We start from the raw sequence: 15,626 nt of genomic DNA on the forward strand, positions 1-15,626 counted from the left end.
GAGAGTGGGGACATTTGGAATCAACCCCTTTCTTGAAATGGAGAACAGCATATTGTCTCACTTGAGCTAAAATAAAAATAAGGACTTTATGCCCCTAAAACTAAAAAACTTGAACATCGAGTATTAAAAAATTAATAAACAACGAAAGACCCAAAATGCACAAAAAAAGGAAATTTCTGTCTCTGGTAAATAGATTTTAATTTTTTCTCTGCGTCTCTGTGTCTCTGCGGTGAACGGTTACAAAAAATCCTGATAATCTGCGTTTATCTGCGTCCAACAAAAAAGAAAATCAGTGTTTCATCCGTGTCCATCTGTGGCTGAACAGTTACGAAAAAATAATAAATTTCAACAAACTGGGAGTTATTTTAATGGCAGAATCTAATCAAAATTTCTCATTTGAAAATGATATAGAAGACCTATTGGGTGATTTAGGAGTAGTAGTAGAAAAAAAAACGGAATCAGAGGAAGAAAAAATATCTGAATTACCGGCTAAACAAGAAATCTCTCCTACTCCGCCAGAATCACCGGTTGAACTTGAAGAAGAACCCCCCGCCCCGGCTGAAGAAGAAAAGGTTGCCCCAGAAACTAAAGAAAAAGCACCAGAAGTAAAGGAAGAAGAATTGCCGGCTAAACAAGAAATCTCCCCTACTCCGCCAGAATCACCGGTTGAACTTGAAGAAGAACTACCCGCCCCGGTTGAAGAAGAAAAGGTTGCCCCGGAAATCGAAGAAGAAACACCGCAAGTAAAGGAAGAAGAATTGCCGGCTAAACAAGAAATCTCCCCTACTCCGCCACCGTCACCGGTTGAACTTGAAGAAGAACTACCCGCCCCGGCTGAAGAAGAAAAGGTTGCCCCGGAAATCGAAGAAGAACCACCACAAGTAAAGGAAGAAGAATTGCCGGCTAAACAAGAAATCTCCCCTACTCCACCAGCATCACCGGTTGAACTTGAAGAAGAACTACCCACGCCGGTTGAAGAAGAAAAGGTTGCCCCGGAAATCGAAGAAGAACCACCACAAGTAAAGGAAGAAGAATTGCCGGCTAAACAAGAAATCTCCCCTACTCCACCAGCATCACCGGTTGAACTTGAAGAAGAACTACCCACCCCGGTTGAAGAAGAAAAGGTTGCCCCGGAAATCGAAGAAGAAACACCACAAGTAAAGGAAGAAGAATTGCTGGCTAAACAAGAAATCTCCCCTACTCCGCCAGAATCACCGGTTGAGATTGAAGAAGAACTACCCGCCCCGGCTGAAGAAGAAAAGGTTGCCCCGGAAATCGAAGAAGAAACACCACAAGTAAAGGAAGAAGAATTGCTGGCTAAACAAGAAATCTCCCCTACTCCGCCAGAATCACCGGTTGAGATTGAAGAAGAACTACCCGGCCCGGTTGAAGAAGAAAAGGTTGCCCCGGAAATCGAAGAAGAAACACCGCAAGTAAAGGAAGAAGAATTGCCGGCTAAACAAGAAATCTCCCCTACCCCGCCAGCATCACCGGTTGAACTTGAAGAAGAACCACCCGCCCCGGCTGAAGAAGAAAAGGTTGCCCCAGAAACTAAAGAAGAAGCACCAGAAGTAAAGGAAGAAGAATTGCCGGCTAAACAAGAAATCTCCCCTACTCCGCCAGAATCACCGGTTGAGATTGAAGAAGAACTACCCGGCCCGGTTGAAGAAGAAAAGGTTGCCCCGGAAATCGAAGAAGAAACACCGCAAGTAAAGGAAGAAGAATTGCCGGCTAAACAAGAAATCTCCCCTACCCCGCCAGAGTCACCGGTTGAACTTGAAGAAGAACTACCCGTCCCGACTGAAGAAGAAAAGGTTGCCCCGGAAATCGAAGAAGAAGCACCAGAAGTAAAGGAAGAAGAATTGCCGGCTAAACAAGAAATCTCCCCTACCCCGCCAGCATCACCGGTTGAACTTGAAGAAGAACTACCCGCCCCGGTTGAAGAAGAAAAGGTTGCTCCAGAAATCGAAGAAGAAGCACCAGAAGTAAAGGAAGAAGAATTGCCGGCTAAACAAGAAATCTCTCCTACCCCGCCAGCATCACCGGTTGAACTTGAAGAAGAACTACTCGCCCCGGTTGAAGAAGAAAAGGTTGCCCCAGAAACCAAAGAAGAAGCACCAGAAGCAAAGGAAGAAGAATTGCCGGCTAAAGAAGAAATCTCCCCTACTCCGCCAGTGTCGCCGGTTGAACTTGAAGAAGAACCACCCGCATCCGTAGAACAAGAAATACCTGAATTAGAAGAGACATCGATACCTGTTGAAGAGGAGGTCAAGGAAGAAATTATGCCTGAAGAAAAAATACCTATTATTGAAGAAGAGATACATAAGGAAGAAGAACATGGAGAGGCGTTTGAAACAATCATTACCGAAGACCACTTTGAAGAAATTAAAGAACTAAAAGAAGAACTCCCACGCCCTCTTCCCAAAACTCCAAAACACAAGAAAGAAAAAGTGTCCATTCTCCCATTTTTAAAAAGAGGACTACAAATTCTCTTTTTAGGTATTGTGATAACCGGGATTTTATCATTGAGTTATCCAGCTTACCTATATTTCTATAAACCATATCAACATTTTAAATCCGGAGCAAATTATATTCAATCTAAAAAATTTGATAAGGCAGAAGATGAGTTTAAAGAGGGATTAAGTTTTGTTCGAGGGAAAAGAGGGAAGATTAATGCTTATAATCAATTTGGTGAAGTTTATTTAAAGGTAAATGAGTATAAAAAGGCGGAGCAAAAATTCAATCAAGCCCTTCTTATAGCCCCAGATTACCCTGTTACTAAAAATAATCTTGTCAAACTTCAAATCCAAAAAGGTCATTTAAAAGCAAGTGAAGAGATGTGTAAAGAGATTTTATCCGCACATCCTACAAATATACCAACTTATGTTAATTTAGCCAGGGTATTACTTATGACTTCACGACCCGAAGGCGCAGTTAAATGTTTAAAATATGCCCTTTCTGTAAATAAAAAAGATATAGAGGCCTTATCCCTATATCAACATGCGTTAGCTAAAGCAGGTAAACATCGTGAGTCATTAAGTATTCATCGCTATCTATACCAGCTTGTCAAAGGTAAAAGATTATATTATCCTGATGATTTGACTGATATTGGACACATTTACTTGAAAAAGGGAGATTTATTTACTTCAGCCGATATTTTTCACCTGGTCTTAAGACATTATCCCAAACACAGTCGGGCAAGATTTCTATTATCTCAAGTATTACTTAAGGAATACAAGGTAGATGAGGCAATAAAAGAGCTTGAAAAAACAACGAAATATAATCCAAACTACGACCCTGCTTATACGCTTTTAGGTCAGGTTTATTATGATAAAAAGATATACGATAAGGCATTAATCCGATTTCATAGAGCGACTATGATTAATCCTGAAAACAATGCGGCTTTTGAAGGAATGGGAAATGTTTATTATTATCATTTAAATGCCTATAAGGAGGCGGCAAATGCCTATGCAAAAGTAAAAACAACTTCACTTCAAACAAAGTATAATTTAGCTACCTGTTTTTATAAAACAGGTCAATTTGATAAAGCCCTTGAACTGTGGAAAAGATTTCCACCAATTCCTGTAATTAACTATAATCTGGCTAATACCTATGTCCAGTTACATAATTTAGACCAGGCAATGAAAGAATATGAAGATTTGATAAATTTTTATAAAGAGAAGATAAAAGCAAGTGCTATTCAACGAGAAAGAAAGGAGATGTATCAAGAATTAAGCGAGATTTATAATAATGTCGGGGTAGTGACCGAATTACAAGGAGAAGGTAAAAAGGCACTTTCTTACTATTGGCAAGCATTAGAATTTGCCTCTTTAGCCGATGGAGAAAATAAACCCGCCTACAATAACCTTAATCGAACCTTTAACTTAGAAGGTTTAAGTTCTGTTACTCAAGCACTAAATGATGTAAAAAAGGTAACCGTTCAACCATAGAGGCACAGAGTTCACAGAGAATTAGAGAAATTAGCCACTGAAAAGTGAGGCTAAAGCCTCGCATACAAATCTTTTTATTATTCGTGTTCATTCGTGGTTATATATTCCCTCTGTGTTCTCTGTAACTCTGTGGCTATATCCCTGAACGGTTACTGAAAAAGGAATATAGGATAAAAAAATAAATAATGCAGGCAATAAATTACCAGGCTAATAATTTAAAAAATCGTAACTGTTCAGCCACTGATTAACACAGATTGACACGGATAAAATAGATTATCAAAGTAGCATTTAAAGTGGAGTAAGCGTTCAGCCGTGTCCCTCAGATGGGACAATATCAACTCAAAACTCAAATGTCAAAACTCAAAACTTCATCTCAAAACCTTAAAACTAATAGATTTATTGCGACTGATGGAGAAGCTTTTAATTGTAGTTTTGAGCTTTGCTTCATTTAATGTCCCATAGGGACAACATATCGGTAGAAATAAATATCATACAAATAATGTCCCGTAGGGACAATATATCGGTAAATGGCTTTCCATAAATTTTCTACCAATATATCGTTCCTACGGAACTGATTGATTTATCTATCTATTCCTACCGATATTATGTTCCTAACGGAACGATTATTCTCATACCTTATTTATGGGTATTATCCTATGTAGACTTCCAGTTAATAACCGCTATACAACAAAAGTAAAAAACCTTTGACTTTTACAGAATTATCTGCTATAATACCAGTAAGATAAAAATGGGGCAGGAGAAAATAAAGATGGAGATATCCAATCCGCATGATGCCTTTTTTAAAGAGGTGTTTTCCAATAAAGAGAATGCAGATGATTTTATCAATGCTACCTTACCAGAAGATTTGAAGAAAAATCTGGATTTGTCAACATTGGAATTGGATAATAATTCTTATATCGATGAGGAACTAAAGGAGAACTTTTCGGATATCGTCTATAATTGCTTCTATATTGGTAAGAGCAAGATAAAGATTTCACTTTTATTTGAACATAAGAGTTATGTAGTGAAATATCCACATCTTCAGATTCTAAGGTATATGCTGAAGATATGGCAGACTAATATCAAGCAGAAAGAAAAATTAATTCCTATTATTCCTATTATTTTCTACCACGGCAAGGACAAATGGCATTTAAGGGAGCTAAGTAGTTATTTTGAAGGGTTTGATGAGGTATTAGGCCGTTATATCCCAGATTTTGATTATTTATTGACTGATTTATCGGGTTATAGTGATGAAGATTTAAAGGGAAGGATATTTTTAAATATTGGTTTACGGATTACATGTTTAATGATGAAAAATATCTTTGATGAGGGAAAGGTAAGGGAACATTTAGAGGAATTTTTAGCGATAGGGAAGATGTATTATGAACAGGAGAAGGGATTAAAGTTTTTAGAAGGGGTAATAAGGTATATCTACAATAGCACTGAGATTAAGATAGAGGAAGTAATTGAAGCAACTAAGAAGATTTCTGCAAAAGGAGGTGCAGTAGCAATGACTACAGCAATGAGATTAAGGCAAGAAGGATTACAACAAGGGGTACAACAAGGCTTACAACAAGGAATACAACAAGGCTTACAACAGGGTGCATACAACAAGGCGATAGAAACTGCTAAGTCTATGTTCCGCAAAGGGTTTAATCTTGAGGTGATTGCTGAAATCACAGGACTTACAAAAGAAGATTTGAAAAGGCTTGTTAATGAAAAACACTAAACTATAGGCAGACCTGTGGGGTGCATTTTATGCACCCTACCTTTGTGCTTCTGTGCCTTTGTGCCTGATATAGACTTATACCATTCCCCCAAATGAGTGACCTATTACAATCCCTGTAACAAAAGTTTCCACCTGTGCGATTAGACTAATTCATCGCAGAGACGCAAAGGAAAAATAAATGTAAAATGTAAAATAGGAAATGAAAAATGGGAAATTTTAGTACTTCACAAGACTCATTACCTTTCAGTTATACATTTTCATTTTACATTATCCATTTTACATTTAACCACACAGGTCGATAAATTTCAATGTGGAAAGATTGAAAGAAGGCATAAAAAGATTTGTCTTGTCCAATCTTCGTGTCCTTCGTGCTCTTCGTGGTGAATAGTTACCAAAAATCAATGTTTCATCCGTATCTATCTGTGGCTGAATAATTACAAAAAATCTATAGAAATTCTTAACCGATTACTATGAATAAATGGATTGAAATTAATCTAACAAATATAACACATAATATCAACCAGGTCCGTAAATTAGTCGGCGAGGGAGTAGAGATAATGCCTATTGTCAAAGCTAATGCCTATGGCCATGGGGGTATTGAAGTTGCAAAAACGGTCATAGAAGCAGGGGCAAATAGATTAGGTGTGGCATCTCTGAATGAAGGGATAGAACTCCGAGCCGCTGGAATAACTGTTCCTATCTTAGTTTTATCTCCTCTTGAATCTAATCAACTTCAACAAGCGATTGATAACCAATTAACATTGACCATTTCAAGTCTTTCTGACCTTAAAAATTTATTCAACCAATCAATAAAAATTCATCTTAAGATAGATACTGGTATGGGCAGACTTGGAATTCAGTGTAACGAAATAAATGAGTTAATTGAAATCATAAAATCATCTCATTTACAAATAGAAGGTATTTTTTCTCATTTTGCTCAGGCGGATGTGGATGATAAATCATATACCTATAAACAATTTAGTAAATTTCAAGAGGTAGTAAAGAACATCTCTGCGTCAGGAATAGATATTCCGATAAAACATATCTCAAACAGTGCCGCAATAATAAGATTTAAGGAGATGCACTTAAATTTAGTCAGACCAGGCATTATGATTTATGGGCTTTACCCTGCACCGAATATCCCTAAAATAGTGTCTCTCCGCCCGGCAATGACATTTAAAACTAAGATTATCCAATTGCGTAAAATCCCGCAAGGATATGGTATTTCCTATGGTTCAACTTACATCACTCCTGAAGAAACACTCATCGCCACTATCCCGGTAGGTTATGCCGATGGTTATAACCGACTTTTATCTAATAAGGCACAGGCAGTAATTAAAGGAATTCGAGTGCCTATTGTAGGACGAATAACAATGGATTTTTGTATGCTAAATGTAAATAAAGTTCCGGATGTGGCAACTGGGGATGAAGTCATCTTATTTGGTGAAGACCCACAGGTAGATGAATTAGCACAAATCTGTCAGACAATCAACTACGAAATCGTCTGTGGCATAAATCTGCGTGTACCGCGGAGGTATTGCAGAGACTAAACTTAGAAAAAAATGGGGTAGTGAAATAATAGGGTGATGCATTTAACATCAACACTCCCATACTAGTGTCGTGTTGAACAAATAACGCACGGAATTTGATTCTGGTAACTGGTGATTGGTAACTGGTAATTAAATACCGTTCGGCTGATCTCAGGACGAAACTATTTAACCAGTTACCAATTATCCGTTTGCAGGTTATGAAATCTGATGATACGCCGTGCAAAATTTACTCAACACCACACTAGCAAAAGGACATAGAATGATTTGGGTTATTTATTCATTAATCTCTGCCTTTTCTTCTGCAACAACAGATACACTTTCTAAAAAGGCAATGGAAAAAGAAAACCAATATTTAATTCTCTGGGTAAGATTGGTTTATTGCCTGCCTTTTCTTATGCCATTACTTATTTTTATCCAGATTCCTGAGTTAGATTTTGTTTTTTGGAGCACTATTTTACTCCTGTTACCATTTGAAATTATCGCTGAAATACTTTATGTTCAAGCAATAAAGATTTCGCCTCTATCATTGACTATTCCATTTCTTTCATTTACACCTGTATTTTTGATTTTTGTTTCTTTTTTTATTTTAGGTGAATTGCCTACAGTCATTGGAGTTATAGGGATTATCTTAGTAGCAATTGGAGGTTATACCTTAAATCTTCATCGGACTTCACAGGGTATATTAGAACCTTTAAAAGCCATAATTAAAGAAAAAGGTTCATTTTATATGCTCATTGTCTCTTTTATTTTCAGTATTACAGCGACTCTGGGCAAATTAGCGATTTTGCATTCAAGTCCAACATTTTTTGGCGCATTTTATTTCATCCTTTTAGGAACAGCCTTTACGCCTATTGCAATTGTCAAATCAAAGAAAAGATTTATTGACTTTTTCAAGATTTCCAGAAATTATTTTTTTATTGGTTTCTTCTTTGCAGTAATGGTCATTTGCCATTGTTTGGCAATTCAATTGGTTGAGGTTTCGTATATGATTTCTATCAAGCGGGCAAGTCTAATCTTCAGTGTTATCTATGGCTGGTTAATCTTTAAAGAAGAAAATATCAAAGAAAGATTCTTTGGAACTTTACTGATGATAATCGGGATGGTCTTGATTATACTGTAAGTCAGATGAATCAGACAAAGAAAAAGGGGAAACGGGGAAACGAAGAAAGGGAGAAATCTGTGTCCTCTGCGGTAAAATCTTGCGGATATTTTCAGGGGAAACGGACATGAGCCAAGGCTCACAAAGGGCAATGAAAATGGGAGAAGGACAACCCCCTAACCCCCTTTATTAAGGGGGAATATCTGTTCTACACCATAGGATATGAGTCTGTGGATACTATACTAATTCGCTAATCTCTAATTCACTAATTCGCTATTTTCAGGGGAAAGGAAGTTTCACGCCAGGCATGCAAAGAACGCAAAGGAAAATAAGGGAAAAAATTACCTTTGCGTCCTTTGCGTGAAAAAACTATTTTCAGGTCACGAATTTTCAGTGTTTCATCTGTGTCCATCTGTGGCTGAATAGTTACAGAAATTATTAAGGTGGTGAATAAAATTATGAACTCAAAAAATGAAATTGAAACACAAATAAAAGATTTAGTAAAAAAAGAAGGGATTGTGCTATGTGGTTATGCTAATCTGGAGAATGTCCAGCGTCCATTATTAGCCCAAAAACTAACTTATGGTATTTCCTTAGGCTATCGGCTTTCAGAGGTGATAATTGACGGCATAATTGATAGACCGACAAGAGACTATTTCCATCATTATCGCCAGATTAATCTTTTACTTGACCAGAGTGCATTAAAGGTAACCAGTTTTATTCAACAACAAGGTTACAATGCCTTACCCATTCCCGCGTCTCAAATTACCGATTGGAAAGAGATAAGAGGAAGTATTTCTCATAAATTAATTGCGGCTAAGGCTGGCGTAGCCTGGATAGGTAGAAGTTCATTAGCAGTTAGTCCAGATTATGGAGCGAGAATAAGATATGTCAGTATTTTGACAGATTTACCACTTTCAACTGGAAAACCGTTAGATTTTGATTGTGGGGATTGTCAAAAATGTCTTGCAATCTGTCCTTGTGGGGCAATTGGAGATAGTGCAGATAAATTTGACCGCAATAAATGCCTTGAGCAACTAAAAATCTTTGCTAAATCAGAGAATTTAGGCACGCATTACATCTGTGGGCTGTGTGTTAAAATTTGTAGGTAAACCGTAAAAAGAGGATGTGGCGATAAAAATAATGACAAAATTTGCATTCTTCCCTCATTGCTCATTCCCAAATTTAGTCAGTGGCAAACTTTCAAACAAAAGTGAACCATTCCCTTGTTCCTTTGTTTCCTTGCTCCCTTGTTAAATTTGTAAAATTCGTGTATTTGTGTAAATTTCTCTTGACAATCTGTTTATTTTAATATACAATATAATCTGGTAGCCGAGATGGCGGAATTGGCAGACGCACCGGACTTAAAATCCGGTGGAAATTTATTTCCGTGCCGGTTCAAGTCCGGCTCTCGGCACCAGTTTGGTAAATAGTAATTGGTAACCATTTACTATTTACCATTTACCAATACATCGCGGGGTGGAGCAGTGGTAGCTCGTTGGGCTCATAACCCAAAGGTCGGCAGTTCGAATCTGCCCCCCGCAACCAGAAAAGAAGTAGAAAGAAGAGAGTAGAAAGTAGAGAGAGAGGAATCTAACAAAGACTGAGACAAAAAATCTGTAACCGTTCAGGTAATCCTTTACCGCAGAGACGCAGAGAAACAGAGAGGAAAATATCTTTTTTTCGTATTTTTCTCGCATTTTTCGCTGTTTAAAAAGGCTTAAAAACAGTTAGTCAAAAGTAAGTATTAAAAGATTAATAAACAACGAAAGACCCGAAATGCACACAAAAAAAGGAAATTTCTGTCTCTGGTGAATAGATTTTAATTTTTTCTCTGCGTCTCTGCGGTGAACGGTTACAAAAATCTCTCTACTTTCTACTCGCTACTCTCTACTTTTTAATTGGCGGTGTAGCTCAGCTGGTCAGAGCAACGGAATCATAATCCGTGTGTCCGGGGTTCGAATCCCTGCGCCGCTACCAGTAATTAATCTAATAACTGTTGATTCACAAAGGAAATTTTTATGGATATAACAGAGTTTAGTATAAGAATTTTGCTTCTTTTCTTTCCAGGGATAATCTGTTCATATATCGTCGATACATTTACAATACATAAACCACGAGAACCATTTTTCTTTTTGCTTCAGTCTTTTGTTTTTGGATTATCGTCATATTTCTTATTTTGGGTAGTACTTCCAATATATAATTTCATGGGGATTAAAGTGGGACTTTGGGACTCTAAGTCAGAAGTCGTATTTCTTAGAGCACTTATTGATGACAATATTCACATTTCCTATTATGAAATAGTATGGGTTTGTTTTGTGGCAATTATTCTGGGATTAATTATTACTGCAATTGAAACCTACAAGATTCACTTTCGGTTGGTTAAGGGTTTAAGGATTACTAAAAAATTTGGTGAATTGGATGTATGGGGCTATTCCCTTAACGCAAAAGATATTGAATGGGTAACTGTTAGAGATATAGAGAAAGATTTAGTTTATGATGGATGGGTTCAATCTTTCTCTGATGATTCAAAGGATGCGGAACTGCTTCTTCGTGATGTTTCTGTTTATAGTAATTTAGAAGCTAAACCTTTATATCAAGTTGGAGCAATGTATATTTCAAGGAAGCGTGATGATATTACCATAGAGTTTAGAACAATTCCTATTACTGAGAATATAAAATGGAAGGAGGGGAAAGAAGATGAAGGAAATAAAACCAATCCCGAAGCCACTGAATGAAGGAATGATAAAAAAGGGAGGTGTAAACTTACCACCCAAAACACCACCACCACCACCACCTTCAGGGCAGGGTAGTAAATCTCATCCTATTGGAAAAAAAAGTTAAAAGAAAAGAGTTTAATCGTATTAGATTTAATCCAAAAGTAATGGGTGGATGTAGAGGTAGCCGAAGGATACATATTACTGTTTCTCTGAGTGCTAATGGTATAAAGAGTGAGGATGTGCTCCGAGATTTCGGTAGATGGAAAATCCAAAACCCCTAATTTTTACGATTTTAATCCATGATTGAAAAGGTAGAAAAAATTATTATTCAATATCATATGCTTGATGAAGAAGATAAAGTAGTCATTGGAATTTCTGGAGGGCCTGATTCGGTTGCTCTTTCACATATCCTCTCAAGATTACAAAAAAAATATAAATTAACACTTTATCTGGCTCACTTAAATCATTTATTAAGAAAAGAGGCAAAACAAGAGGCTTTATTCGTAAAAGAAATAGCAAAATCACTGAAATTACCTATTGTTACCGCAGAAATAGACATTTTGCAGGATACTTCAAAAAATTTCTCCATCCAGCAAAAAGCCCGTAAAGTTAGATATGAATTCTTAATTCAAACCGCAAAAACACTAAATGCGAATAAAATTGTCTTAGCCCATCATCATGATGATAATTTTGAAACTAAACTTATGTGGTTAATCCGTGGATGCGGAGCAACAGGAATAAAAGGAATTCCACCTGTACGGAAAATTGATGAACAACTTTATATCATTCGACCATTAATAAAAATTACAAAACAAGAAATCATAGATTACCTTAAATCTCATAATCTATCATTTAAAACAGATACATCTAATCTGAAAACAGATTATTTACGCAATAAAATCCGATTAAAATTATTACCAAAACTACAAGAGTATAACCCAAAGATAAAAGAGGTATTAGATAAATTATTTACTTTGTGGGAAATAGATGATGAATATTTAGAGTTTTTATCAAAAGAAGAGAAGAATAAAGTTCTATCAGGAAAAAATAAGGTTGACTTAAAAAAATTTTCCTGCCTCCATCAATCTATTCAATCCCGTATCTTACGCCAAATGATTGAAGAAGTAAAAGGCGATTTACAAGGAATTACATTTAAACATATTGAGGCTATCTTAAATTTAATTAAAAATGGACCGGCGCAAGGAAGTTTGAATTTACCATTAAATATTAATATTCAAAGGGAATATGATACTTTAACTATTTATCACGGAGATAGAGTTGAGGAAAAAGGGGAAGAAAAATATTTAAAAGTTCCCGGGATAACCGTAATAGACGGCTTAAAAATAGAAACACAATTAATCCAGAAAATTTCTCTCTCTACCGATTTATCTACTTACTTAGATTATGATAAAGTTCAATTACCATTATTACTTCGCCATCGAAAAAAAGGTGATAGATTTCATCCTTATGGAATGGTGGGAAGTAAAAAGATTAAAGATTTTTTTATGGATTTAAAGATTCCAAAAACAAAGCGAGACAAAATCTATCTTCTTGAGGATAAAGAAGGAATTATTTCGATAATTGGACTTAATAGAATTGATGAACGAGTAAAGATTACAGATTTGACTAAAAATATATTAATGATAAAGGTGATTTAGAATGAGTAAAGGTGTAAATTTAATTTTGTGGTTAATTTTTTTAATATTAGTTTTACCCTATCTACTTAAGACTTTTCAGACACCTCTTCCACCAGTACCTGACCGAATAAGTTATAGTGAGTTTTTAGACTTTGTAGAAAAAGGTAAAGTTCAGAATCTTAAGATTGTTGACCGGGATATTAAAGGGACATTTAAAGGAGACAAGCCATTTGTTACTTATATACCTCATGAAGACCCTAACTTAATCAAATTTTTAGTTGAGCATAAGGTTTCTTTTGAAGGAGATAGTCCCGCAGAGGCAAAATGGTGGATGACACTACTCTGGTATTTAGGGACTCCTGTGTTTTTTTTCTTCCTCATCTGGTTTTTGTTATCTCAGCAAGTTGGAGGACCAAGGGGATTAACTCGTATAGCTACCTTTGGTCAAAGTCGGGCTAAATTTAATCCTAAGGAAAAAACGACAATCTCATTTAAAGATGTTGCGGGTGTAGATGAGGCAAAGGAAGAATTACAGGAGATAATAGAATTTCTGCGTCAGCCAAAAAAATTCCAGAAACTCGGGGCTAAAATTCCCAAAGGCGTTCTTTTAGTTGGTCTTCCTGGAACAGGAAAAACATTATTAGCCAAAGCAGTTGCTGGTGAGGCTCAAGTGCCTTTTTTAAGTATCAGTGGCTCGGATTTTGTTGAAATGTTTGTTGGAGTAGGTGCATCCCGGGTGAGAAATTTATTTGACCAGGCTAAAAAACAGGTAACTTCTTCAAATAAAGGATGTATTATTTTTATTGATGAAATCGATGCAGTTGGCAGACAACGGGGGGCAGGACTGGGTGGAGGTCATGATGAACGAGAGCAAACTTTGAATCAATTATTAGTGGAAATGGATGGTTTTAACACCGGCGAAGGGGTAATATTGATTGCCGCCACGAATAGACCTGATGTCCTTGACCCAGCACTTCTTAGACCCGGTAGATTTGATAGACATATTACAGTTGATATTCCTGATTTACCCGGTCGGGAGGCAATTCTTAAAGTCCATATGAAAAATGTTAAGGTAGCAAAAGAGGTGGATATAAAATTACTGGCACGCAGGACCTCAATGTTTGTTGGTTCAGACCTGGCAAATTTAGTTAATGAAGCCGCTTTATTGGGTGCCAGAAGAAAGAAAAAAAGAATAGGAACAAAGGAATTTGAAGATGCAATTGAACGAATTATTGCTGGTCCAGAAAAGAAAAGTAAGGTTACTTCTGAAAGAGAAAAAAAGATTAAGGCATACCATGAAGCAGGACATACACTACTGGCTAAACTTATACCGAATAGTGACCCGGTTCATAAAGTCTCAATTATACCTCGTGGCATTGCAGGAGGTTATACCCTTCAATTACCTACGGAAGATAAACATCTTTATACCCGCACTGAATTATTAGATAAAATGGTTGTAGCACTTGGCGGAATGCAAGCAGAATTAATTAAATTTAACGATATGACCACTGGTGCCCAAAAAGATATTGAATGGACAACAGATATTGCTCATAAAATGATTTGTGAATATGGAATGAGTGAGGAACTCGGTCCTATCGCCTTTGGAAGAAGAGACCAGGAGATATTCTTAGGCAGAGATTTCTTTAAAGAAAAAAATTATAGTGAACAGGTGGCATTTAAAATAGATACCGAAATCCATAATCTTATAAATTCCTGTAATAAAAAGGCTAAAGAATTATTACTCGAAAATAACGATAAACTTGACCGCCTGGCAAATGCCTTAATCGAAAAAGAAACATTAGAATCCCACGAAATAGAGGAAATACTTAAAGATGCTCACGAAATTAAAAACGTAACTATTCAACCACTGATTAACACAGATTAGCACGGATAAATAGCAGAGGACAGATGAGAAACGGGGAAACGGAGAAAGGGAGAAGGAGAGGAGACTCAAGGCACTATACCTAAATTTTTGGTGGTGTCTGAAGATAACGCTAATAGTGAAATCTATGCAGATTTGGTGTCCAAAAGGGGATAAGGAGATAAAGGGAGATATGGAGATTATTTATTGTAATTTGCAAAATTTTAGAATGAATTTATCTCCTTATCTCCATAATCCCCATATCTCCTTTTCTTACACTATTTCAACCTTTATGCTAGTGCTCTGTCGCCAATGATTTGATTAAGATTTTGGTCATTCTTGCCGATAATAATAATATAAACTCTTGAGGCAAGGAGGAACCAGAATGAAAAAAAAGTATATAGTTGAATTAACGGACGAAGAACGACAAATGTTGCAGAAACTAATTTCTTCAGGAAAGGGGGCAGCTCGAAAAATAGCCCACGCTCGAATATTACTAAAGGCTGACAGCAGTGAGGGGAGAGAAGAGATAAAAGATTCTGACATTGCCAAATCTATTGAGGTGGGAACAGCGACTGTGTTGAGAGTTCGCCAACAGTTTGTAGAGGATGGTTTAGAGGCGGTATTGGAACGGAGGAAGCCGCGGCGTGAATATCAGCGAAAACTTGATGGTGATGATGAAGCTCACCTGATTGCTTTGGCATGCAGCGAACCACCAGAGGGGCATTGTCGGTGGACATTAAGATTACTTGCAGATAGGATGGTTAAATTAGAGTATATCGATTCGGTGTCCAAGGACACTGTGCATCGGACATTAAAAAAACGAAATTAAACCCTGGTTAAGCAAGCAATGGTGTATTCCACCTAAGGCTAATGCAGAGTTTGTTTACAACGGAACTTTCCCTCAAAAAGAGCCTATAAAGAAGGGATAACCTTTTAATAATCAAGGGGATAGGCAAATTTTAGACCTTAAAAGTGTGCATACGAGTATTATTAAAAAATTTTATTATTTTTTTTAAAAAATGCTTGACAAAATTTAATTAATATGCTATTATTTAATCATTATGTATGTGTCCAGAA

10 protein-coding genes, 3 tRNA genes and 1 pseudogene are annotated in these 15,626 nt (G+C 36.7%); all 14 read left to right on the forward strand.

Annotated elements, in window-relative coordinates; all coding sequences use genetic code 11:
- Nucleotides 1-368 precede the first annotated feature (368 nt).
- The 14 genes and pseudogenes from AB1422_09000 (at nucleotide 369) to AB1422_09065 (ending at nucleotide 15,430) form a co-directional block, all read left to right on the forward strand.
- Nucleotides 369-3,950 (forward strand): hypothetical protein, encoded by a 3,582-nt coding sequence (locus AB1422_09000; GenBank protein ID MEW6619455.1) that lies wholly within the window; start codon nucleotides 369-371, stop codon nucleotides 3,948-3,950.
- A 769-nt stretch (nucleotides 3,951-4,719) separates the two neighbouring features.
- Complete coding sequence (locus tag AB1422_09005; protein ID MEW6619456.1) at nucleotides 4,720-5,679, forward strand: Rpn family recombination-promoting nuclease/putative transposase; 960 nt, start codon at nucleotides 4,720-4,722, stop codon at nucleotides 5,677-5,679.
- A 470-nt stretch (nucleotides 5,680-6,149) separates the two neighbouring features.
- Nucleotides 6,150-7,229: an alanine racemase gene (alr, locus tag AB1422_09010; GenBank protein ID MEW6619457.1), complete on the forward strand. Its 1,080-nt coding sequence runs from the start codon at nucleotides 6,150-6,152 to the stop codon at nucleotides 7,227-7,229.
- A 259-nt stretch (nucleotides 7,230-7,488) separates the two neighbouring features.
- Entirely contained in the window at nucleotides 7,489-8,349 is an 861-nt protein-coding gene (locus AB1422_09015) for a DMT family transporter (protein MEW6619458.1), read from the forward strand.
- 437 nt (nucleotides 8,350-8,786) lie between these two features.
- Nucleotides 8,787-9,440 (forward strand): reductive dehalogenase domain-containing protein, encoded by a 654-nt coding sequence (locus AB1422_09020; protein ID MEW6619459.1) that lies wholly within the window; start codon nucleotides 8,787-8,789, stop codon nucleotides 9,438-9,440.
- A 219-nt stretch (nucleotides 9,441-9,659) separates the two neighbouring features.
- Nucleotides 9,660-9,748 (forward strand) — tRNA-Leu (locus tag AB1422_09025).
- A gap of 53 nt (nucleotides 9,749-9,801) precedes the next feature.
- Nucleotides 9,802-9,876: transfer RNA gene (locus AB1422_09030), tRNA-Met, on the forward strand.
- Nucleotides 9,877-10,231: 355 nt separating this feature from the next.
- Nucleotides 10,232-10,308 (forward strand) — tRNA-Met (locus AB1422_09035).
- 41 nt (nucleotides 10,309-10,349) lie between these two features.
- Nucleotides 10,350-11,066 carry a DUF6338 family protein gene (locus AB1422_09040; protein MEW6619460.1) on the forward strand — a complete coding sequence of 239 codons (717 nt, stop codon included), beginning with the start codon at nucleotides 10,350-10,352 and terminating at the stop codon, nucleotides 11,064-11,066.
- Nucleotides 11,029-11,172, forward strand: coding sequence for a hypothetical protein (locus AB1422_09045; protein ID MEW6619461.1), 144 nt, complete (start codon nucleotides 11,029-11,031; stop codon nucleotides 11,170-11,172). Before AB1422_09040 ends, AB1422_09045 begins: the two co-directional genes overlap by 38 nt.
- Before the next feature lie 175 nt (nucleotides 11,173-11,347).
- Entirely contained in the window at nucleotides 11,348-12,706 is a 1,359-nt protein-coding gene (tilS, locus tag AB1422_09050; GenBank protein ID MEW6619462.1) for a tRNA lysidine(34) synthetase TilS, read from the forward strand.
- Nucleotide 12,707: 1 nt separating this feature from the next.
- A complete protein-coding gene (gene ftsH, locus AB1422_09055) occupies nucleotides 12,708-14,570 on the forward strand; it encodes an ATP-dependent zinc metalloprotease FtsH (protein ID MEW6619463.1) in 1,863 nt (620 codons plus the stop codon).
- Between the two features lie 124 nt (nucleotides 14,571-14,694).
- Nucleotides 14,695-14,862, forward strand: a complete 168-nt coding sequence (locus tag AB1422_09060) for a hypothetical protein (protein MEW6619464.1) — start codon at nucleotides 14,695-14,697, stop codon at nucleotides 14,860-14,862.
- Between the two features lie 261 nt (nucleotides 14,863-15,123).
- Nucleotides 15,124-15,430, forward strand: a pseudogene (locus AB1422_09065) (helix-turn-helix domain-containing protein).
- Nucleotides 15,431-15,626: the final 196 nt, after the last annotated feature.

This window comes from bacterium, from assembly GCA_040757115.1.
In the GTDB taxonomy this organism is placed as follows: domain Bacteria; phylum UBA9089; class CG2-30-40-21; order CG2-30-40-21; family SBAY01; genus JBFLXS01.